This is a genomic window from Streptomyces sp. NPDC002156 (assembly GCF_053593675.1).
Window position 1 is genome coordinate 1 of sequence record NZ_JBSFDA010000167.1, and the last position, 22290, is coordinate 22290.

General features: G+C 71.7%; 20 protein-coding genes. 16 read left to right on the forward strand and 4 right to left on the reverse strand.

Going from position 1 to position 22290, the window contains the following annotated elements; all coding sequences use genetic code 11:
• Positions 1–175: 175 nt before the first annotated feature.
• The 12 genes from ACWCRB_RS40480 (at position 176) to ACWCRB_RS40535 (ending at position 13881) form a co-directional block, all read left to right on the forward strand.
• The gene (locus ACWCRB_RS40480) at positions 176–967 is read left to right on the forward strand and encodes a slipin family protein (protein WP_451000837.1); all 792 of its coding nucleotides are present in this window, start codon (positions 176–178) and stop codon (positions 965–967) included.
• A gap of 92 nt (positions 968–1059) precedes the next feature.
• A complete protein-coding gene (locus ACWCRB_RS40485) occupies positions 1060–2511 on the forward strand; it encodes an alkaline phosphatase PhoX (protein WP_451000838.1) in 1452 nt (483 codons plus the stop codon).
• Between the two features lie 49 nt (positions 2512–2560).
• Positions 2561–4021 (forward strand): serine/threonine-protein kinase, encoded by a 1461-nt coding sequence (locus ACWCRB_RS40490; RefSeq protein ID WP_451000839.1) that lies wholly within the window; start codon positions 2561–2563, stop codon positions 4019–4021.
• A 72-nt stretch (positions 4022–4093) separates the two neighbouring features.
• A complete protein-coding gene (locus ACWCRB_RS40495; RefSeq protein ID WP_451000840.1) occupies positions 4094–4981 on the forward strand; it encodes a PPK2 family polyphosphate kinase in 888 nt (295 codons plus the stop codon).
• Positions 4982–5098: 117 nt separating this feature from the next.
• On the forward strand, positions 5099–5935 hold the full coding sequence (locus tag ACWCRB_RS40500; protein WP_451000841.1) for a polysaccharide deacetylase family protein: 837 nt from the start codon (positions 5099–5101) through the stop codon (positions 5933–5935).
• 107 nt (positions 5936–6042) lie between these two features.
• A complete protein-coding gene (locus ACWCRB_RS40505) occupies positions 6043–6783 on the forward strand; it encodes a peptidyl-tRNA hydrolase (RefSeq protein ID WP_451000855.1) in 741 nt (246 codons plus the stop codon).
• An 85-nt stretch (positions 6784–6868) separates the two neighbouring features.
• The gene (locus ACWCRB_RS40510) at positions 6869–7477 is read left to right on the forward strand and encodes a DUF4142 domain-containing protein (RefSeq protein WP_451000842.1); all 609 of its coding nucleotides are present in this window, start codon (positions 6869–6871) and stop codon (positions 7475–7477) included.
• Positions 7478–7601: 124 nt separating this feature from the next.
• Entirely contained in the window at positions 7602–8402 is an 801-nt protein-coding gene (locus ACWCRB_RS40515; protein ID WP_451000843.1) for a DUF4142 domain-containing protein, read from the forward strand.
• Between the two features lie 107 nt (positions 8403–8509).
• On the forward strand, positions 8510–10090 hold the full coding sequence (locus ACWCRB_RS40520; protein WP_451000844.1) for a DUF692 domain-containing protein: 1581 nt from the start codon (positions 8510–8512) through the stop codon (positions 10088–10090).
• A 250-nt stretch (positions 10091–10340) separates the two neighbouring features.
• On the forward strand, positions 10341–11180 hold the full coding sequence (locus ACWCRB_RS40525) for a DUF4142 domain-containing protein (protein WP_451000845.1): 840 nt from the start codon (positions 10341–10343) through the stop codon (positions 11178–11180).
• Positions 11181–11274: 94 nt separating this feature from the next.
• On the forward strand, positions 11275–12093 hold the full coding sequence (locus ACWCRB_RS40530; RefSeq protein WP_451000846.1) for a TIGR04222 domain-containing membrane protein: 819 nt from the start codon (positions 11275–11277) through the stop codon (positions 12091–12093).
• 141 nt (positions 12094–12234) lie between these two features.
• Complete coding sequence (locus tag ACWCRB_RS40535; protein ID WP_451000847.1) at positions 12235–13881, forward strand: alpha/beta hydrolase; 1647 nt, start codon at positions 12235–12237, stop codon at positions 13879–13881.
• A gap of 13 nt (positions 13882–13894) precedes the next feature.
• Here the strand turns inward: ACWCRB_RS40535 and hemQ are convergent, their stop codons facing one another.
• Both hemQ and hemG read right to left on the reverse strand, forming a co-directional pair.
• Positions 13895–14626, reverse strand: coding sequence for a hydrogen peroxide-dependent heme synthase (gene hemQ, locus ACWCRB_RS40540; protein WP_451000848.1), 732 nt, complete (start codon positions 14624–14626; stop codon positions 13895–13897).
• A 126-nt stretch (positions 14627–14752) separates the two neighbouring features.
• Positions 14753–16174, reverse strand: coding sequence for a protoporphyrinogen oxidase (gene hemG, locus ACWCRB_RS40545; protein WP_451000849.1), 1422 nt, complete (start codon positions 16172–16174; stop codon positions 14753–14755).
• Positions 16175–16371: 197 nt separating this feature from the next.
• Here hemG and ACWCRB_RS40550 point away from each other — a divergent pair, with 197 nt between their 5' ends.
• Together ACWCRB_RS40550 and ACWCRB_RS40555 are read left to right on the forward strand one after the other, a co-directional pair.
• A complete protein-coding gene (locus tag ACWCRB_RS40550) occupies positions 16372–17361 on the forward strand; it encodes a DUF4349 domain-containing protein (RefSeq protein ID WP_451000850.1) in 990 nt (329 codons plus the stop codon).
• A 63-nt stretch (positions 17362–17424) separates the two neighbouring features.
• The gene (locus tag ACWCRB_RS40555; protein WP_451000856.1) at positions 17425–18840 is read left to right on the forward strand and encodes an FAD-dependent oxidoreductase; all 1416 of its coding nucleotides are present in this window, start codon (positions 17425–17427) and stop codon (positions 18838–18840) included.
• A gap of 108 nt (positions 18841–18948) precedes the next feature.
• On the opposite strand, the gene ACWCRB_RS40560 is transcribed toward ACWCRB_RS40555, so the two are convergent.
• Entirely contained in the window at positions 18949–19293 is a 345-nt protein-coding gene (locus tag ACWCRB_RS40560) for a hypothetical protein (protein WP_451000851.1), read from the reverse strand.
• A 124-nt stretch (positions 19294–19417) separates the two neighbouring features.
• Between ACWCRB_RS40560 and ACWCRB_RS40565 the strand changes: the two genes are divergently transcribed.
• Positions 19418–20236: a rhomboid family intramembrane serine protease gene (locus tag ACWCRB_RS40565; RefSeq protein WP_451000852.1), complete on the forward strand. Its 819-nt coding sequence runs from the start codon at positions 19418–19420 to the stop codon at positions 20234–20236.
• A gap of 18 nt (positions 20237–20254) precedes the next feature.
• On the opposite strand, the gene hemE is transcribed toward ACWCRB_RS40565, so the two are convergent.
• Entirely contained in the window at positions 20255–21349 is a 1095-nt protein-coding gene (hemE, locus tag ACWCRB_RS40570; protein ID WP_451000853.1) for a uroporphyrinogen decarboxylase, read from the reverse strand.
• Positions 21350–21491: 142 nt separating this feature from the next.
• Here hemE and ACWCRB_RS40575 point away from each other — a divergent pair, with 142 nt between their 5' ends.
• Positions 21492–22157 (forward strand): DUF3000 domain-containing protein, encoded by a 666-nt coding sequence (locus ACWCRB_RS40575; protein WP_451000854.1) that lies wholly within the window; start codon positions 21492–21494, stop codon positions 22155–22157.
• Positions 22158–22290 lie beyond the last annotated feature (133 nt).

The following is a 22290-nucleotide window of genomic DNA, read 5'->3' on the forward strand; positions in this document are numbered from 1 at the left end:
TGCCAGCCGTGGCCGTCTAGTTCGTAGCCGTCCTCGGGTGCGGGCACCGCCGCGTCGGCCAGCGCGTGGGCGAGATCCGTGAGCCCCGGTTCCTCGCCCAGAGCCCCGGACCGGGCATATCGTTTGTTAAGGGTGCCGATCGGCACACACGGGACGGCTGCGAGGGGTCGTCATCATGCTTGAGGAATTGCTGGCCGCGGCCATCGCCGCCGCAGCCGCCGGACTCGTCTACGTCGGGGCGGCGGCACGGGTCGTCAAGCAGTACGAACGCGGGGTCGTGTTCCGGCTCGGCCGTCTCGCCGGGGAGGTCCGGGCGCCCGGTTTCACGATGGTGGTCCCGCTCGTGGACCGGCTGCACAAGGTCAACATGCAGATCGTCACGCTGCCGGTACCGGCCCAGGAGGGCATCACGCGGGACAACGTGACCGTGCGGGTGGACGCGGTCGTCTACTTCAAGGTGGTCGACGCGGCGAACGCGCTCGTCCAGGTCGAGGACTACCGCTTCGCGGTCTCCCAGATGGCACAGACGTCGTTGCGTTCGATCATCGGCAAGAGCGACCTCGACGACCTCCTCTCCAACCGCGAGAAACTCAACCAGGGCCTGGAACTGATGATCGACAGCCCGGCGATGGGCTGGGGTGTGCAGATCGACCGGGTCGAGATCAAGGACGTATCCCTGCCTGACACGATGAAGCGCTCGATGGCCCGCCAGGCCGAGGCCGACCGCGAACGCCGGGCCCGAATCATCAACGCGGACGCCGAACTGCAGGCCTCGAAGAAGCTCGCGGAGGCCGCCGAGGTCATGTCCGACCAGCCCGCCGCGCTCCAACTCCGGCTGCTCCAGACGGTGGTGGCGGTCGCGGCCGAGAAGAACTCGACACTCGTCCTGCCCTTCCCGGTGGAGCTGCTCCGCTTCCTGGAACGGGCGCAGGCCCAGCAGCCGCCTCCAGGCGGGTCATCGGGGTGAGGCGCGCTACGCGCGTGGTTCCCGAGGTCCGTACAGCGTGATACACACAGCAAGGTCACAGTCCTGTCCGCCAGCAGGAAGGTCGCCTCCCCATGTCCGCATTCGGCACGCCCGAACTCGACGACACCTCAACAGCCGCCGACACCAAGGCAGTTGACAGCCCCACGGCAGTTGCCTCCCCCGCCTCCCGACGCCAGGTCCTCGCCCGCACCGGCGCCCTGGGCGTCGGCATCGCCTTCACCGGAGCCCTCTCCGAACTCTTCGCCGGCACCGCCGCCGCGCAGGGCGTCGGCCACTCCGGCTACGGCCCCCTGGTCCCCGACCCGAAGGGCCTGCTCGATCTGCCGAAAGGTTTCCGCTATCGGGTCCTGTCCCGGGAGGGCGACCCCCTGCGCTCCGGCGAGGGCCCGGTGCCCTCCAACCACGACGGCATGTCCGCCTTCGCGGGCCTCCACGGCCGCGTCCACCTGGTCCGCAACCACGAGAACCGCGTCACCGCCAGAATCCAGGTCCCGACCGTCAAGGGCCTCACCTACGACCCGATGGGCAAGGGCGGCTGTACGTCCCTCGCCCTCGACCGGGACGGGAACGTGCTCTCGGAGCGGGTCGCCATCGCCGGTACGGCCGTCAACTGCGCGGGCGGGCCCACGCCTTGGGGCACCTGGCTGACCTGCGAGGAGACCGAGGACAAGGCCGGCACCAACGGCTACACCAAGGACCACGGATTCATCTTCGAGGTCGACGGAGCCGACCCGCACCGCACCGGCGCCGTCCCGCTCACCGCGATGGGCCGCTTCCAGCACGAGGCGATCGCCGTCGACCCGAGGAACGGCATCGTCTACGAGACGGAGGACGCCTTCCTGCGCCCCTTCGGCCTCTTCTACCGCTTCCTGCCCAAGAGGCCGCTGGGCGGGGTGGGTTCGCTGCGCGCGGGCGGCCGGCTCCAGGCGATGCGGGTACCGGGCGTACCCGACCTCTCCTCGATCCAGGAGCCGGGTGCCTCCTTCGGCGGCGTCGAGTGGGTGGACGTACCGGACCCACTGGCCGCCCAAACCCCCATCCGGCTCCAGGACTTCGGGACGAAGGGCATCACGCACGCGCAGAAGCTGGAGGGCTGCTACTGGGGCGGACGGTGCGTGTACTTCGTGTCGTCGTTCGCCCACGCGAGCGAGGGCTCGGCGGCCACCCACTTCGGCCAGATCTGGCGCTACGACCCCGCCGCGCGCCGCCTCACCCTCGTCATCGTCTTCGGCCCGGACACGGACGTCCAGCTGCCCGGCGAATCACCGGACAACATCTGTCTCGCCCCGAGCGGCGGCCTGATGGTGTGCGAGGACGGGGAGGGCGCGCAGCACGTGTACGGCGTGACGCGCGGGGGCGAGGTGTACGCGATGGCCCGCAACGCGCAGAACATCGGCACCGAAAGCGCCCCTGAATGGGGCGAGTTCGCGGGAGTCACCTTCTCTCCGGACGGCCGGACGATGTACGTCAACTGCTACACACCCGGCACGACGTTCGCGGTGACGGGCCCCTGGAAGCGATGACGGGCGCCCGCTGAGCCGGACATGGCGGGCAGGCCCTAGCCTGTCCGCCATGAACGTACCGGGGGACGTGGTCGACGGCCGGTTCGAGCTGCTGGAGCGGCTCGGGAGCGGTGGGATGGGCACGGTGTGGCGGGCCCGGGACGCCGTACTGCACCGCGAGGTCGCGCTGAAGGCGGTCCGGCCCGACGCCGCGGCGACCGACGCCGTACGGGAGCGGGTGCTGCGTGAGGCGCGGGCGCTGGCCCGGCTCAGCCACCCCCATGTGGTGACGGTCCATCAGATCATCGACGACGACCCGCATCCCTGGATCGTCATGGAGCTGGTGCCCGGCGTCTCGCTCGACAAGCGCCTGGAATCAGGCCCGTTGACGCCCGTGGAGGCGGCGCGGATCGGCGGCCAGGTGCTGGACGCGCTGCGCGCGGCACACGCGGCGGGCGTGCAGCACCGGGACGTGAAACCGGCGAACATCCTTCTGCGGCCCGACGGCAGCGCGGTCCTCACCGACTTCGGGATCGCCGCACTCCAGGGCGCGACGGCCCTGACGATGACCGGCGAACTCGTCGGCTCCCCCGAGTACATCGCCCCCGAACGCATCCGCGGTCCCTCCGACGACCCGGCCGCCGACCTGTGGTCCCTGGGAGTCGTGCTGTACGTGTGCGTGGAGGGCGTGAGCCCGCTGCGCCGCGAGACCACGCTCGCGACACTGGCCGCGGTCCTGGAGTCCGAGGTACCGCCGCCGTCCCGCTCCGGGGCGCTGACGCCCGTGATCGAAGCGCTGCTGGTACGGGATCCGGCGGCGCGCCCGGATGCGGACCGGCTGGCGGCCATGCTGCGCCGGGTGATGGCCGACGGGGCGGCGCCACGGACGGTGACCGCGCCCCAACCCGTGGGCCACATCCCGGAGTTCGGCGCGACACCGCCCCACTCCGCACACCCGGCGACCGTCGCGGAACAGCGGGGGACGCGCGCTCGCCCCCGGCCCACATCATCGCCGTACCGCCGCAAGCGGGTCATGTCCGCCGCACTCGCGCTCCTCGCCGCCGCCTCCGCGGTGTTCCTCACCCTGCGCGTCCTCGACGGGAACGGGACCGACGGGGCCCCGGGCCCGACAGCCGGTACTAGGACCTCTCCCACCCCGTCGGCGACAACCCCCAGCCCCTCAACCACCCCGTCCACCGTGAGCGCGCGCTGGATCGCCCAGCTCCACTCCGAACCGGTCGGCTCCGGCACCGCCGCCCGGGACGCTCGGCTCGCCACGGTCAGGGAGTCCGTGCCGGAGGCGGTGTTCCTGCGCAGCGACGGTTACGCGTCGCTGCGCCCCGGTTACTGGGTGATCTACGCCCCCGGCCCGTTCGCCGACGGCCGTGCCGCGCTGGCCTTCTGCGCCGAACGCGGCCGCACGACACCGAACACCTGTCTGGGCCGCTACCTGAGCACCAGTGCCGCCGACTTCGCCCTCCAGTGCCGCCCACCGGCCACGAGCCCCACCGGGCGCTGTACACGTCGCTAGGGCCTGTCCGGCGGCTGGCGCACCCCGCTCCCGTGCCGGAGGATCGAAGGACCGGACCGGAAGAGGTGCCCCATGGCCAAGAAGGGCTCGAAACAGGACTCCGGGAGGCGTGCCGAGAGTGCCGAGGGCACACTGAGTGAGCTGCTGCGCGTCCCCGGCGGGGCACCCGTGGACCTCGGGGCGTACGACGCCGGGGCCACCCCGGGCGGCCCCGGTGACAAGGCCGCGGGCCTCGCCGCCACCGCCCTGCTGGGCGAGCGGCTCGCGGTTCTCCAGGAGCGGCTGTGGGCGGCGGGCTCGACCGGGGACCGACGGCGGCTGCTGCTCGTCCTGCAGGGCATGGACACCAGCGGCAAGGGCGGCACGGTCAAGCACGTCATCGGCCTGTTCAACCCGTCGGGCTGCCGGATCAGTGCGTTCAAGGCACCCACCCACGAGGAACTGGGCCACTCCTTCCTCTGGCGCATCAAACGGGCCCTCCCCCAGCCCGGCGAGATCGGCATCTTCGACCGCTCGCACTACGAGGACGTCCTGATCGCCCGCGTCCGCGATCTCGTCTCCCGGGCCCAGCTCACCGCCCGCTACAGCCAGATCAACGGCTTCGAGAAGTCCCTCGCCGAGGACGGCGTGACCGTCGTGAAGTGCTTCCTGCACATCTCGTACGACGAACAGCGGCGCCGTCTCCTCGAACGCCTCGACAACCCCGACAAGCACTGGAAGTTCAACGTCGGTGACATCGAGGAGCGGGCACTGTGGCCCGCGTACCAGGAGGCGTACGAGATCGCCCTGGAGCGGTGTTCGACCGGCGCGCCCTGGTACCTGATCCCGGCGGACCGCAAGTGGTACCGCAACTGGGCGATCAGCCGACTGCTCCTTGAGCACCTGGAGGCGCTGGACCCGCAGTACCCGAAGGCGGACTTCGACGTGGCGGAGGCCAGGGCGCGGCTGCTCGCCACGTAGGGGGCTGTGGGCTGCGGGGCGGCGGGGGTACGGGTTCACCGGCCGGGCGGGTGACATCCGCGGGGTTTGCCCTCGCGGCGGGCCACCGGACAATCCCAGCATTTCTACCTTCGTACGATGATCACTCTCGTACGACGAATCACCACTGGCTGTGTCCTGGGCGCCACGCTCGCTGCCCTGGCCGCCTGTGGCACGGCCCCCGTCCCGCAGCGGCCTCCCGTGTCCCCCTCCGCCGTCCCCTCACGCCCGCCCACCCTCGCCCCCGGGCCCGCCGGTCTGACCCCCGTCTTCCGGAACGGTCCGCGCGGCCCGGAGAAGACCGTCGCCCTCACCTTCGACGCCGACATGACCGCCGGGCAGGGCGACCGGGCGGCGCGGGGCGAGCGCTTCGACAATCCCCGGCTGATCGCCACGCTGCGGGCGCTGAAGGTGCCGGCGACCGTGTTCATGACGGGGCGGTGGGCCGAGGAGTACGCGGTCCAGGCTCGTTCCATCGGGCGGGACCCCTTGTTCGAGGTCGCCAACCACTCGTACAGCCACTACGCCTTCACCGAGGACTGCTACGGGCTGCCGACCATCGCCGGCTCGGAGGCGCGGATGCGGGGCGACGTCGAGCGGGCCTTCGCGGCGTTCCGGGCCGTCGGGGTGCGCGGTGCCATGCCCTACTTCCGCTTCCCGGGCGGGTGTTACGACCGGCGTGCGCTGCGGGCGCTGAGCGCGGTCGGGGTCACGGCGGTGCAGTGGGACGTGGTCAGCGGGGATGCGTTCGCGACGGACGCGGGTGCGGTGGCCCGGCAGGTGCTGGACGGGGTGCGGGCGGGGTCGGTTGTTGTCATGCACTGCACGCGCAGTGCTGCGCCGGTGACTGAGCGGGCGGTGCGTGTGATCGTGCCTGTGTTGCGTGAACGCGGCTTCCGGTTTGTGAAAGTGTCGGAGCTGATCGGGGCGCCATGAGGGTGGGGCCTTGTGTCGTGGGGCGGCTGCGGGTAGTTCGTGGCTGGTCGCGCCCACGCGGCGGAGCCGCATATCGAACACAGCCCCGCGCCCCTAGGGTGGATGTCGTGAGCCATGATCAGAATGCACCCGGCGACAGTCCTTTTCAGTCCGAGCAGTCCCCGCGTGATGAGGCGCCCCAGTTTGTTCTGCCTCTCGTTGCGCGGATCGAGAAGGCATCGCCGCCTGGTCGTACCGATGCGTTGGAGACCGCTGCTCGGGCCGTTCTCGTGATTCTTGGGGATGAGCGGTCTGTCGGGGACGGCGAGTGGGCTCAGGTCATGCGGGACTGGCAGGATGCTCGGATTCGTAAGGTTGTGCGGCGGGCGCGGGGGGCCGAGTGGCGGCGGGCCGAGGCCTTGCCCGGGATCACGGTCAGTGGGAAGTCGGCCGAGGTGCGGGTCTTTCCGCCTGTGCCGTTGGACGGGTGGCCCAAGGATCTGGCCCGACTTCAGGTCTCCGGTACCGAACTGGAGGATCCGGAGCCGCCGCTCGATCCGGACCCTGCGGTGCCCGTTCTCTGGCTGAACCCCGAGTTGGACATGTCGGCGGGCAAGGCGATGGCCCAGACGGGGCACGGGGCTCAACTGGCGTGGTGGGAGCTGTCGGACGAGGCCCGGGTGGCCTGGCGCGACGCGGGGTATCCGCTCGCCGTGCGTACGGCGGAGCCGGACCGTTGGCGTGAACTCACTTCCGGCGGGCTGCCGTTGGTCCGTGATGCCGGTTTCACGGAGATTGCGCCCGGTTCGGCGACGGTTGTCGCGGACCACCGTCCCCTGGGACGCACAGGGTTCAAACATCTTCGTTGAACATCACCGGGTTCCCGGCCGTACCTTCTGTCGCTGGCCAAGCAACATCTGCCCAACGACCAGTTGGTTTCCCCGGGAGGCTCCTTTGCCGCGTTTCAACCAATCGGCCCTCGTCATCGCGGCCCTGACGACCACCATCGCCGCGCTCGCGTTCCCCGTGTGGTCCTACACCGACCGGTCCGGCACCGGAGTGTCGAACGTGGCCGCCGGCACGGTGAACACCCAGTGGGGGCCGCTGACCGCCTCGGACCGCGACCTGATCGTGCGCGTGCGACTGGCCGGGCTGTGGGAGCTGCCGGCGGCGGAGAAGGCGATGGCGAAGTCCGACAGCGCCACGGTCAAGGACGCGGCGGACCACCTGCTGGTGGGCCACGGCGACCTGGACGAGCGGGTACGGAAGGTCGCTTCCCAGCTCGGTGTCGAGATCCCCAACCAGCCGAACGCGCAGCAGCAGGGCTTCCTGGCCCAGATGGACGCCGCTCAGGGCGAGGCCTTCGACCGGATCTGGGCGAGCCTCCTGCGCAAGGCGCACGGCGGGATCTTCCCGGCCATCGGGGCGGTCCGCAACCAGACCCAGAACACTCTGGTGCGTCAGCTGGCGACGGACACCAACCAGACCGTGCTCGACCACATCACCATGCTGGAGAAGACGGACGCGGTCGACTTCGACGCCCTCTCCAACGGCACGATCTGACTCGTGTACGTGACTGCGGAGTAGGCCCGCTCAGTGTCCTCACCGCTTCTCACGTATCGCCCTCTCCCCACTGGCCACGTATCACTCCCCCAACGATCAGTTGGGTTCCCCTCGGGAGGCTTCTTTGCCCCGCATGAACGGCTCGATCCTCGTCGGTCTGGCAATCGCAGGCACGGTCGGCGCACTCGCGTACCCCGTGTTCTACTCGTACCCGCACCGCAACGACGCCGCGACGGCCGCCGCGGTCACCGGAGAGACGGTGAACACGCAGTGGGGGCCGCTGACCCCCTCCGACCGTGACCTCATCGTGCGAGTGCGGCTCGCCGGACTGTGGGAGCTGCCCGCCGGACAGCAGGCGATGGAGAAGTCCGCCAGCGCGGCCGTCCGGGAGGCGGCGCAGCATCTGATCGTGGGCCACACCGACCTCGACAAGCGGGTACGGAACATCTCCCAGCAGCTCGGTGTCCCGATCCCCAACCAGCCGAACGAACTGCAACAGGGCTGGCTGGACGAGATGACGGCCGCCCAGGGCACCGATTACGACAAGGTCTGGGCGAACCTGCTGCGCACCGCGCACGGCAAGATCCTCCCGGACATCGCGACGGTGCGGAACACCACCCGCAACACGCTGGTGCGTCAGCTGGCCTCGGACACCAACCAGACCGTGCTCGACCACATCACGATCCTGGAGAAGACCGGCCAGGTCGACTTCGAGAAGATCGCCCAGTCCGCCGCCGGGCCCAGCGCCAGTCCGACCGGTCCGCCGCCGCCGTCCCCCGGCGTGGTGCCGCCCGTCGCGCCCGCGGTGGAGCCGACCAGCGGCGTCCAGGGGTCCTCGAAGCCGTCGCCGACGACTCCCGGCGTGGTCAACACCAACCGGCCGGAGGCGCCGGATCCCAACGCGGTCACCACCCAGACCCCGTAGGCGGGCGGAAGCTCAAATGTTGCTCTGAAGGTCCCCCGGGAGGGGTTCGATCCCGGGGGCCGGGGCCATCACTCCGTGGACCGAGAAGGTCGTAGAAGGGACGGACGATGAAGCGACTGGAGCAACGGGGGCACCTGGGTACGGGCATCGGGTGGCGGCCGGAGATCGCGGACGCCGTGGAGGCCATGGCGGGCATCGACTGGGTCGAGACCGTGGCCGAGAACCTCTGCCCCGGGCATCTCCCCGAGTCGCTGGTGCGGCTGCGCGAGCGCGGCGTGACGGTCGTCCCGCACGGTGTCTCCCTGGGCCTGGGCGGTGCGGACCGACCCGCCGAGGACCGGCTCACCGCGCTTGCCGAGCGGGCCGAGGCACTGGGCTCGCCCCTGGTCACCGAGCACATCGCGTTCGTCCGCGCGGGCGGCTCGCTGACCGCCTCCCCCCTCCTGGAGGCCGGTCACCTGCTGCCCGTCCCCCGCACCCGGGACGCGCTCGACGTCCTGTGCGAGAACGTCCGTATCGCCCAGGCGGCACTACCGGTGCCCCTGGCGGTCGAGAACATCGCCGCGCTGATCGCCTGGCCGGGCGAGGAGCTGACCGAGGGCCAGTTCCTGTACGAACTGGCCGACCGGACCGGCGTACGCCTCCTCATCGACGTCGCCAACCTGCACACGAACCACGTCAACCGGGGCGAGGACCCGGCACGGGCCTTGGCCGAACTACCCGTCGAGGCGATCGCGTACGTCCATGTCGCGGGCGGTTTCGAACGGGACGGCGTCTGGCACGACAGCCACGCCCACCCGATCCCGGACACCGTCCTCGACATCCTCACGAACCTCGCCTCCCGAGTCACCCCGCCCGGCGTCCTCCTGGAACGAGACGACAACTTCCCCGAGGCGGACGAACTGGAGCGCGAGCTGACGTCGATCCGGGGAGCCCTGGCTCGGGCCGCGTCCGCGCAGGCCCGGACTTCGGAGACGGTCGACCCGGAGCCGTCCGCCAGCGAGGCGCGGGCTGCGGCGACGGCCACCCCGGAGACCCCTGCCGCAGCGGTGCCGGAGACCGCCGCGTCAAAGGCGCCAGCCGCATCGCAGGCCCCGACCGGCCAGGCGCAGGCTTCAGTTGCAGCCCCGCCGGAAGCACCGGCCGCGCCAGAGACCGCCACGTCGAAAGCGCCGGGCGCATCGCGGGCGTCGGCCGGCGAGGTGACCGGCAGTCGTGGCGGCGCCGCCGGTGACGCGGCCGGCCCCGGTGACAGCTCCGCCGCCGCTCCCGAAGGCGCCCGTCAGCGGCTCGCCCTCGCGCAGGCCGCGTTGCTTTCCGCGCTTGTCGCGGGGACGCCCGTGCCGGAGGGGTTCGATCGGGTGCGGCTCGGGGTGCAGTCGCGGGCGCTCGGGGCGAAGCGGGCCGATGTCGTGGCGAAGGTCGCGCCGGAGCTGCCCGAGATCCTGGGGGCCGGATACCGGCCGGCCTTCCTCGCGTACGCGCACGGGCACCCCATGGCCGACGGCTACCGGCACGACGCACTGGACTTCGCCGCGCATCTGCTGCTCGGCGGTCAGCCGGAGGACGCGGAGGCCCGGCGGCGACTGCGCGAGTGGTGGCTGGACCGCTCGGGCCCGGCCCCGCGCTCCCAGCGCCCGACCGCCCGGCTGGCCCGCGCCACCCGCCGCGTACTTCTGCGTCGCTGAGCCACCCCGGCTCCAATCGCCGCGAACTGTGCGGGGGTTAACAGCGCGGTACACACGTCTCGCCCACGAGGCCGACTTTTTGGCGTTTCAGGTGGTATGCGCGAGGCGTACGCTCCCCCATCCGTCGTCCGCCCCCTCCCCTCAGCCGTCCCTCCTCATACGGCAGTTGGCGTAGCGCCCGCAGTAAGATGCGAACTTCGTGTCCGAAGCGCATTAGCGTGCGGTGCCGCAACAGGAGGCAGAAGGCACCATGCGATCCATCCAACGTCCCGGGCTGGGCGGCACCGGGCTCATCATCGCGGGACTGGCGGCGACCCTCGTCGCGCTGATCTTCCCGGTCTGGTCGTACACGGACCGTTCCGGTACCGGCGCGGCCGTGCTCAACGCGCAGACGGTGTCGACGCGGTTCGGTCCGCTGTCGGCGCTCGACCGCGAGTTCCTCACCAAGGTCCGGCTGGCCGGGCTGTGGGAACTGCCCGCCGGTCAGCAGGCCCAGGAGCGCGGCACCACCGAGGCCGTACGGACCGCGGGCCTGCATCTCATCGAGGGGCACACGTTCCTCGACGCTCGGGTCCGGGACGTGGCGTCGCGGCTCGGGCTCGAACTGCCCAACCAGCCGAGCGAGCAGCAGCGCGGATGGCTCGGCATCATGAACGCGTCCCACGGCGAGGACTTCGACCGTGAGTTCGCCAACCTGCTGCGGATGGCGCACGGCAAGGTGTTCTCCGTCGTCGCGCAGGTCCGCGCGAGCACCCGCAACTCCCTGGTCCGCGCCCTCGCCGACGACGCGAACACGACCGTGCTGGACCACATCAAGGTCCTGGAGGCCACGGGGTACGTCGACTTCGACGCCCTGGCCACCGACATGGCCGCCGCGAGCACCCCGCCGCTCACCAGCTCCCCGGCCCCGCCCGGCCCGACGGCCGATCCCGCGTCGGCCGTCCCGGTGACGCCCTCGCCGGTCCCGACCTATCCGCTGCCGCCGCCCGCGACCAGCCCGCCGCCGGAAGTCGGGGAGGTCGTGGAGTTCACCGAGCCCGCAGAGCCTGCTGAGCCCTCGGAGCCTGTTGAGCCTTCCCAGGAACCCTGATCCGGCCACCGCCCATACGTCACGTACCGGCCATACCTCGTCCATATCCTGAAAGCCCATGGCGTTCCGGGACCCCTTCGCATAGAACAACGGCATGTTCTGGTCCTTCCTCCTGCTGCTGGCCTGGATCGCCGCCGGTACGGCGTGCACCCGGCTCTGTCTGGCCGCCGTGCACGCGGCCGCCGTCGATCCGGACGCGGGCCCCGGCGGACGCGGGCGTGACCTGACGCTGTACGAGGCCGCGTTCCTGTCCGGCGGACCGGCCCGGGTCGCCGATCTCACCCTGGTGTCGATGGCCCGTCAGAGACGGGTGCTGCTCGCCCACACCGGCTGGGCGACCGTCGTGGACCCGAGCGGGCGCGACGAGATGGAACGGTCGGTGATAGGCGCCATCGGGCCGGAGGGCCAGTCCCGCATCGCTCCGGTGCGGACGGCCGCCGCCGGCACCGAGGCCGTACGGGGACTCGCGGACCGGCTCGTCGCGGCGGGCCTGGCCGTGCCCGACGGGGCCAGGCGCGGGATCGCGTTCGCGGTCCGCCAGGTGCAGGCCGCCGCGCTGGCCGTCGTCGCGCTGGGCGCGGTGGCGCTGCTGCTGCCGGGGCGGGACACCGTGCCCCGCGACCTGGTCGCCCTCTGGTTCGCGCTGCCCCTCGTCCTCACCCTGAGCTGCCTCGCGATCGCCCGGATCGAGGTCCACCCGTACTCGCGCTGGGCGTCACCGGCCGGACAGCGCCTGCTCACCGGCCTGTCCCGGCGCACCAGGACCGCCGGCCACCGCGGCGCGGGTGACGACCGGACGTACCTCACCTCCGTCGCCGTACTCGGGGTGCGTGCCGTCGGCGAGCCCGATCTGCGCGCGGCCTTCGCGCACCGGGAACCGCAGGACACCACCCTGCGCGAACGCCTGCGCTGACCGGCTTCCCCGCTGTCCCCGGCGCCCCGGGAGTGTTCGGGGGCGCATAGGAGTGCTCGCGGCGACACCAAGCCGCCGGTGCTTGCCTTCACCTACCCTCGCCCGAAACATCCCTTCTGTTGCCACCGAAGGGATACGCGAATGCGAGCTGCCGCCCTCTACACGGCTGCCGGGTCCTTGCTCCTGACCACCCTGGCCGCCGCCCCGGCGGACAGCGCCCCGGGCCTGCCCGACCGCCCGGGCGGTCCCGGCTCGGCCGAGTTCCGGGGCTCCGTGCTGGCCGCCGCACGCGCCGGGGCGGCCGGGATCCGCTTCGGGAAGTGCCCGGCGGAGGAGGAGCTGCCGGACAGTCTGCGCTGCGGCACCGTCACCGTGCCGCTCGACTACGCGCGCCCCGACGGCAAGCAGATCAAGCTCACCGTCAGCCGGGCGGAGGCCACCGGCAGGGACCCGCGCAACCCCGAGCACAAGGTGGAACGCCAGGGTGCCCTCGTCTACAACCCGGGCGGCCCCGGCGCCTCCGGCATGTTCTTCCCGCTGATCGGCGTCATCCCGGAGTGGAAGCGCATCGCGGGCGCGTACGACCTGGTCGGATACGCCCCTCGCGGGGTGGCCCGGTCGGCGCCGCTGTCCTGCAAGGACCCGAAGCACTTCTTCAAGGGACCCACGCAGGCACCTCTCCACCCCTCCGAGTCGTACAAGCAGGAGCGGATCGCCGAGGCGAAGGCGTACGCGCGCGGGTGCGCCGAGCGCTCGGGCGACGCGCTGCGCCACTACCACTCCCTGAACAACGCCCGTGACCTGGACGTCCTGCGCGCCGCGCTCGGCGAGGACCGGCTGACCTTCATGGGCGCCTCGTACGGCACCTACTTCGGGGCGCTGTACGCGACGCTGTTCCCCTCGCACGTACGGCGGATGGTGTTCGACTCGGTGGTGAACCCGGACCCGGGCGGCATCTGGTACCGCAACAACCTCGACCAGTCGGCCGCGTTCGAGGCCCGCTGGGCCGACTTCCGGGCCTGGGTGGCCAAGCACGACGCCGTGTACGGCCTGGGTGCGACGCCCGATGCGGTACTGCGGAGCTACGAGAAGGCCGCCGCCCAGCTCGCCGCCGAGCCGGCCGGCGGGAAGGTGGGGCCCGGTCAGTTGCAGGGCGCGTTCCTGCAGGCCGGGTACTACGACGACTACTGGCCGCACCGCGCCCACGCCCTGTCCGCCTACCTCAAGGGCGATCCGCAGCCGCTGATCGACCAGGCGGCACCGGTGACGGAGGCGGCCGTCGAGGCGGAGAACGGCACCGCGGTCTACACGGCCGTCGAGTGCAACGACGCGCCCTGGCCGACGAGTTGGCAGGTCTGGGACCGGGACAACACCCGGCTCGCGCGCACGGCGCCCTTCGAGACCTGGGACAACGCGTGGATGAACCTGCCCTGCGCCTACTGGCAGGCGCCCCGGCAGACCCCCCTCGACGTGCGGACCGGCCCGGGTGAGCTGCCGCCGGTGCTGATCCTGGCGGCCGAACGGGACGGCGCGACACCGTACGCGGGCGCACTCGAACTGCGCCGCCGCCTGTCCGGCTCGGCCTTGGTGACCGAGCGGGGCGCGGGCACGCACGGCATCGCGGGCGGCCCGAACCAGTGCGTCAACGCCCACCTGGACACGTACCTGCTGACGGGCCGCCTGCCGGCGCGGGGCGCGGACTGCGCCCCGCATCCGGAACCGCGCCCGGCGGCCCCGGTGGCCCGCTCCCAGAAGACACTCAGCGGGAAGGCCGCCCGGGGCGCGTAGCCGCGGACGCCCGTCAGGCGAGACCGGCGACCAGCTCGCCGATGTCCTTACGACGCCCCGTGTAGAACGGGACCTCTTCGCGGACGTGCATGCGGGCCTCGGAGGCGCGCAGGTGGCGCATGAGGTCGACGATGCGGTACAGCTCGTCGGCCTCGAAGGCCAGCAGCCACTCGTAGTCGCCGAGGGAGAACGAGGCGACCGTGTTGGCGCGTACGTCCGGGTAGCCGCGGGCCATCTTGCCGTGGTCGGCGAGCATCCGGCGGCGGTCCTCGTCGGGCAGCAGGTACCAGTCGTACGAGCGCACGAACGGGTAGACGCTGATGTAGTTCCGGGGCGTCTCGTCGGCCAGGAACGCCGGGATGTGCGAGCGGTTGAACTCGGCGGGGCGGTGCAGCGCCATGTTCGACCAGACCGGCTCCAGGGCGCGGCCCAGCTTGGTGCGGCGGAAGAGGTTGTACGCCTCCTGGAGCTGGTCGGCGGTCTCGGCGTGCCACCAGATCATCAGGTCGGCGTCGGCGCGCAGCCCCGACACGTCGTACGTGCCGCGGACGGTCACGTCCTTCGCGGCGAGTTGGTCGAACAGCTCCTGGACCTCGTCGGCGTAGCCCGCGCGGTCCTCGGGCAGGACGTCCTTCAGCTTGAAGACGGACCACAGGGTGTAGCGGATGACCTCGTTGAGGTCCTTGGCCAGCTTGCCCTTGTTCGGGATGCGGGCCGCGTCGGTGGTGGGGGCGTCGTCACTCATGCGCCTATTCTCCCGCTCCGCCGGAGGCGCTTCGCACCGGGTTGGTCTCAAGCTGCTCTAGGCGGCTCGCCCGCGCCCCAAAGGGGCGCGGGGAACTGCGCGACCAACCACGACGAACCCGCAGCCTCAGAACCGCACTTCCCGCGAAGCACTCACCGCGTCCACCGCCGCGTACGCGCTCGCGATGCACGCCGGGATGCCGACCCCGTCGTATGCCGCGCCGCACACCGCGAGGCCCGGGAGCTTGGCGATGTGTTCGCGGATGCGGTCCACGCGCGCGTGGTGGCCGACGGGGTACTGGGGCAGGCCGTCGTCCCAGCGGGTGACGCGGGTCTCGACGGGGGCCGCCGTCAGTCCGGTGGCCTCCTTGAGGTCGTGGCGCGAGACGTCGACCAGGTCGGTGTCGGGGCGCTGGAGGATCTCCGTCTCGGCGTACCGCCCGACGGAGGTCCGCAGGACGAGCAGGTCCGGGTTCTCCTCCGCGATCCAGCCCCACTTCTGGGAGGCGAACGTCGACGCCTTGATCGTGCGGCCGTCGACGGGCGGGACGAGGAAGCCGCTGCCCTCGGGGAGGCTGACGTCGGCGCGGCGGTAGGCCAGGGTGATCAGGGCCATCGAGGCGTACTCCACGCCCGCGAGTTCGGCCGCGGCGGCCGGTGCCTCGGCGCGGAGCAGATCTGCGGCCACCGGGGTCGGTACGGCGACGACCACCCCGTCGGCGTCGAACACCCGGTCCCCGGCAACGACCCGCCACGCCGCCGACGTCCCGGCCACCCGGCGCAGCTCGGTCACCGATGCCCCGGTGACGATCTCGCCGCCCCGCGCGCGGACCGACTCCGCGACGGCGAGCGGCAGTTGGCCCACACCCCCCTGGATGCCCATGAAGACCGGGCCGGACTGCTGGGGGGCGGCGGCCATCCGGGCCTGGATGCCGCGCACGCCCTCCGTGAGGGACGCGTGCTTCTTCGCCACCTCGAAGAGCTGGGGTACGGCCGAGCGCATCGAGATGCGGTACGCATCACCCGCGTACACCCCGCCCAGCAACGGCTCGACCAGCCGGTCGACGACCTCGCGGCCCAGGCGCGCGGCGACGAACTCCCCCACCGCCACGTCGTCCCCGACCTCCGTGCGCGGCAGGTCGGCGTCGCGCTCGATCCGGGCCAGCCCCTCGTCGGAGAGGACGCCGGACAGGGCCGAGGCGTTACCGGGTACGCCCATGACGTGCCCCTTGGGAAAGGGTCGCAGGGCACCCCGGGTCCAGATCGAGGCCGTCGAGGTGGCGGGCGGCTGGAGGCGGTCGTCGAGGCCGACCTCGCGGGCGAGCGCGACGGCTTCGGGTCTGCGCGCGAGCATCGACTCGGCGCCGAGATCGACCCGCGCGCCCGCGATCTCGCCGGGCAGCAGCTTGCCGCCGACGCGCTCGGACGCCTCCAGGACCGTGACCCGAACGCCCCGGTCCAGCAGTCGGTGGGCGGCGGCCAGACCCGCGATCCCGCCCCCGATGACGACGACATGCCCGGCACCCGCACGGGCCTCCACTGCGCTCATGCCACCACCTTCTCAGACCCCACTGACACTCCCGTCGGCGCACACCGCTCCCCGGTGTCCGGCACGAGTCCCGACCGTGACCGCATCGGGACCACAACCGGCCAACGTCTCGAACCCTTCGGGCGTCGAAGGAACGTCAGCCGTGCACCACGGCGGTCCAAGACGGTCCGACGACAGCCCTCGGGGGGATCCGCAAGATGAACAGACTGCGCACAAGCCGTACACGACGCTCCGTACGACCCGTTCAGGCCCTGGCGGGAATCCTTCTCGCCGCCGGCCTGGCCCTCACCGGCTGCAGCGGCCTCGGCGCCGGCGACAGCGCGTCCAGTGACGCGGGTGGCGAGGCGGCACAGCCCGCCTCGGGGGCCCTGGCGGACGAGGCCGAGGCCGACAGCAAGCCGGACAACGGCAAGGACGGCGCCGCCCAGGCCAGCACGGCACCCCAGCCCGCCGCCGGCGCGCACATCATCCGTACCGTGTCCGTCTCCGTGCAGGTCAAGGACGTACCCAAGGCCCTGACCAAGGTCCGCACCACCGCACAGAACGCGGGCGGCTATGTCGGCAGTGAGACGACAACCCTGAACGAGGAGGACGGCGAGGAGGGCAGCGAGAGCACCGAGATCGTCCTGCGGGTGCCCGTCGGCGAGTACGAGGAGGTCCTCGCCGACCTGGAGGGCACCGGCAAGCTGCTGCACCGGGAGGCGGAGTCGAAAGACGTCACCGAACAGGTCGTCGACGTGGAGAGCCGCATCACCACCCAGCGCGCCAGCGTGAACCGCATCCGCGAGCTGATGGACCAGGCCACCAAACTCGCCGATGTGGTCACCCTGGAGGGCGAGTTGAGCCGCCGTCAGGCCGACCTGGAGTCACTGCTCGCCCGCCAGTCCTCCCTGAAGGACCGCACGACCCTGGCCACGATCAACCTCTCCCTGTCCGAGACCCCGGCCAAGGAGTCCGACGAGGACGAGGACCCCGGCTTCCTGGACGCCCTCTCGGGCGGCTGGAACGCGTTCGTGACGATGCTGCGCTGGATCGTGGTGGCCATCGCCGCCGTACTGCCGTTCGCGGCGGTGGCGGCCCTGCTGCTGTTCGCCTGGCTGCGCCTGACCCGCACCCGCCGGCAGAGCTCCGCCCCGGCGACGACCACGGGCCCGGCGGCACAGCCGACCGGCCCGGACGAGGACTGACCAGAACTGATCAGAACCGACCGGGACTGAAATGCCAGGTCCCCGTAGCGTGTTCGTATGAGCATGAGCGCGAGCGATGACCGTACGAGGGACACGAAGCGTGGGACCGAGCGGCTGGTCGTGATCGGCGGCGACGCGGCGGGCATGTCCGCCGCGTCGCAGGCACGCCGGCTCAAGGGCCCCGACGAGCTGGAGATCGTCGCGTTCGAACGCGGCAACTTCACCTCCTACTCGGCGTGCGGCATCCCCTACTGGGTGAGCGGCGACGTCCCCGACCGGGACCGGCTCATCGCCCGTACGCCCGAGGAGCACCTGGCCCGGGACATCGACCTGCGTATGCGGACGGAGGTCATGGAGATCGACGTCCCGGGCCGCCGGGTACGCGCGCGTGCCCTGGAAACGGGCGCCGAGTCATGGACGTCGTACGACAAACTGGTGATCGCCACGGGCGCCCGTCCGATCCGCCCGGAGCTGCCGGGCATCGACGCCCCCGGGGTACACGGCGTACAGACCCTGGACGACGGTCAGGCGCTCCTGGACACCCTGGCCACCACCAAGGGCCGGCGCGCGGTCGTGGTCGGCGCGGGCTACATCGGCGTGGAGATGGCCGAGGCGCTCATCACACGCGGCTACGAGGTGACCGTCGTCAACCGCGGCCAGGAACCCATGTCCACGCTCGACCCCGACATGGGCCGCCTGGTGCACGAGGCGGTGGAGGGCCTGGGCATCACCATGGTGAACGAGGCCGAGGTCACCAAGCTGCTCACCGGCGAGGACGGCAAGGTACGCGCGGTGGTGACCGACGACGCCGAATACCCGGCGGACGTGGTCGTGCTCGGTATCGGAGTCCGCCCCGAGACGACGCTCGCCCGCGCGGCGGGACTCCCCCTGGGCGACCACGGCGGCCTCCTCACCGACCTCGCGATGCGGGTGCGCGGGCACGAGAACATCTGGGCGGGCGGCGACTGTGTGGAGGTCCTGGACCTCGTCTCCGGCCGCGAACGGCACATCGCCCTCGGCACGCACGCCAACAAGCACGGCCAGGTCATCGGCGCGAACGCGGGCGGCGGCTACGCCACCTTCCCCGGGGTCGTCGGCACGGCCGTGAGCAAGGTCTGCGACCTGGAGATCGCCCGCACCGGCCTGCGCGAGAAGGACGCACACCGAGCGGGCCTCCGCTTCGAAACGGTCACCATCGAATCGACGAGCCGCGCGGGCTACTACCCCGGCGCAGCCCTCATGACCGTGAAAATGCTCGCCGAACACCGCACAGGCCGCCTCCTGGGCGTCCAGATCGTAGGCCGCGAGGGCGCGGCAAAACGCGTCGACATCGCAGCGGTGGCCCTGACAGCCCGCATGACAGTCGAACAGATGACAGCCCTGGACCTGGGCTACGCACCCCCGTTCTCCCCGGTCTGGGACCCGGTACTGGTAGCGGCCAGAAAGGCAAGCACGGCGGTACGCAAGGGGGCTTCCTGAAGGGTGGCTTCGTAGACAGGCGCACAGGGAACCCACCTAGGGGCGCGGGGAACTGCGCGACAAGCCACAACGCACCCGCACCCGGCAACGAACCGACCGCCCCTCCCCCTAGGCCGTCCCGTTGATCCGATCAATAGCCTGCCGAGCCTGCTCAGCCGGCGGCCGAGACGGCAACGAAGACACAGAAGCCGACGCCGAAACAGCCGGGGCCGAAACCGCCGGCGCCTGCCCCGGCTGCGCCCCCGCGGGCCTGGCGTGGGCGCCCAACCCACTGGACCGCAGCCGATGGCTGACAGCCTCGTCCAACGACACAGGCCGCTGCATCTGCGTGGCCAACCGCCCCGCCTCCTGGCCGAGCCTCGCCACGTCCTCCCAGGGCAGGTGGACCACCAGGGCCAGTTCAGCCTCTCCGTTCGGCAGAGCCTGCATCGGAGGAGTAACTCGGTCGTTCATCGCCTGTTCCTCACGTCGTCCCCGCGACGCGCCTTCGCCGTGCCGCGGACGTTGAGGACAGATACGGACACACGGACAGTCGCGTTCACCGATTCACGGGACGCATCGCGGGCACTACTTCCTTGTGGTCATCCCCGTCCATGACGTGAACCCCGCAAGCCGCACCCCTTGGGTCACGTACGCCCTGATCGCCGCGAACGTCCTCGTGTTCCTCTCCATGCCCGGCATCGCGGGCTCGGTGACGGGCGAGAGCGGCCTGGCACAGCTGTGCCACCTCCAGGCATTCCTGGACCACTACGCCGCCGTGCCCCGGGAACTGATCCACGGCCAGCTGCCGCGCGTGGTCCCGACGGGCGACGTCGGCATCGGCACGGGCGGGCCGGGCTGCGTGATCGGCCCGCCCACCTACGACAAGTCACCCGTGCTGTCCGTGTTCACGTCGATGTTCCTGCACGGCGGCTGGCTGCACCTGCTGGGCAACATGCTGTTCCTGCTGATCTTCGGCAACAACATCGAGGACCGCCTCGGACATGTGCGGTATCTGCTCTTCTACGTCGTCTGCGGCTACGCGGCGTCGTACGGCTTCGCCCTGGTCAACGCCGACTCGGGCGACCCCCTGATCGGCGCCTCCGGGGCGATCGCCGGTGTCCTGGGCGCCTATCTGGTGCTGTTCCCGAAGGCCAGGGTGTGGGTCCTGGTGCCCTTCCTGGTGTTTCTGCCGCTTCGGCTGCCCGCCTGGCTGGTGCTGGGCTTCTGGTTCGTGCTCCAGGCGGTGTACTCGTCCGGCGAGGGCGTCTCCGAGGCCGGCACCGTGGCGTACGCCGCCCACATCGTCGGCTTCCTCGCGGGCATGCTGCTCGCCTGGCCGCTCAGGGCCGGCACCCCACCGCCGCCCGAGCCGGGCCGCCTGCTGTGGGGCAGGCAGGCACGGCATACGTGGTGACGGGCGCCGGCACGGGGCTCAGCGGGCGGTGCTGGTGTGGACGTAGTCCACGAGGCGGGTCAGGGCGTCCGGGGGCGTGTTCGGCATGACGCCGTGGCCGAGGTTGAAGACGTGGCCCTCCAGACCCTTCGCGGAGTCGAGGACCTCTCGCGTCTTGGCCTCGACGGCCTCGGTGGAGGCGAACAGGACCGTCGGGTCGAGGTTGCCCTGGAGCGCCTTGCCGGGGCCGACGCGGCGGGCGGCCTCGTCGAGCGGGACGCGCCAGTCGACGCCCATGACGTCCACGCCGGCCTCGCTCATGGGGGTGAGCAGTTCGCCGGTGCCGACGCCGAAGTGGATGCGCGGCACGCCGTACCCCTCGACGGCCTTGAAGACCTTCTGGGAGGCGGGGAGCACCGAGCGGCGGTAGTCGGCCGGGGCGAGGGCGCCGGCCCAGGAGTCGAACAGCTGGACGGCGCTGGCGCCCGCCTCGATCTGCACCTTGAGGAAGGCGGCCGTGATGTCGGCGAGACGGTCGAGGAGGTCGGCCCAGAGCTGCGGGTCGCCGTACATGATCGCCTTGGCGTTCTCGTACGTCCGCGACGGGCCGCCCTCGACGAGGTAGCTCGCGAGGGTGAAGGGCGCGCCGGCGAAGCCGATGAGCGGGGTGGCGCCGAGTTCGCGGGTGAGCAGGCCGATGGCCTCGGTGACGTACGAGACGTCCTCGGGGGTGAGGTCGCGGAGCTGGGCGAGGTCCGCGCGGGTGCGGATCGGCTTCTCGACGACCGGGCCGACGCCGGGCTTGATGTCGAGGTCGACGCCGATGGCCTTGAGCGGGACGACGATGTCGCTGAAGTAGATCGCCGCGTCCACGTTGTGCCGGCGCACCGGCTGGAGCGTGATCTCGGTGACCAGCTCGGGCCGGGTGCAGGACTCCAGCATCGGGATGCCCTCGCGGACCTTGCGGTACTCGGGGAGGGAGCGCCCGGCCTGGCGCATGAACCACACGGGTGTGTGCGGCACCGGTTCGCGTCTGCACGCCTTGAGGAAGGCGGAATCCTGCACGGCGTCGTTCTTGACGGCGGCGGACGTCGCTGTCGGCTGCTGGCCCGCGGGGCTCTGGTTCGCGCTCACGACCCAAAGTCTCGCACGCCCCACCGACAGCCCCGCCGACAGTCCCGCGAACAGGCTCCGTCGGCGGCTCCGACCGTACTGTGGCCCGTCCCACGGGTGTCCCTCCCCGCACGGAGGCCCGGTTCCCTTTAATCTTCCCCGCATGGCTGCGGCTCAGGGACGACTGTCGGACGGCGCTGGCGGAATGGACGACGCGAAGGAGGGGGACCGGGATGCGGACACGGCTCCGTTGCCCTTCCGGGCTGCCGTCGACGCGTTGCGGTCCGCGCGGCTGAGGCCGCAGATCGAGATCGAGCCGACGCGGGCGCCCCAGCGCCTGGCGCCGTTCGCGTACGCCCTGGAGGCGGCGGTCGTCGACGGCGAGGAGGATCTGGCCGACGGCCGGCTCGTCCTGCTGCACGACCCGGCCGGGCACGACGCCTGGCAGGGTTCCTTCCGGCTGGTGACGCTGGTGCGCGCCGAGCTGGAGCCGGAGATGGCCGCGGACCCGCTGCTGCCCGACGTGTGCTGGTCGTGGCTGACGGGTGCGCTCCAGGCGCGCGGGCTGTCGTACGGCGAGGCCAGCGGCACCGTCACGCGCGCGAGTTCGCACTACTTCGGCGGGATGTCGGAGCGCCCTGCCGCCTCCCAGATCGAGATCCGCGCCTCCTGGACACCCCGCGAGGGCCTCGGCGGCGTCCCGGACACCGCCTCCCACCTGGCCTCCTGGTGCGACCTCCTCGCCCAGATCGCGGGCCTCCCACCGGCCGCCCCCGGCGACGCGTCGGTGGTGACGCTGCCACAGCGACGGGGCCCTCAGTCCCGCTGATCAAGCGGCTCCGGCAGCGCCCCTAAGGGGCGCGGGGCTGTGTCGATCTGCGGCTCCGCCGCGGGGCGCGACCAGCCCCCACCGGCCCGCGGGGAAGACACCACGTATCCAGCTGAACGGCCTTGCGGTCCCC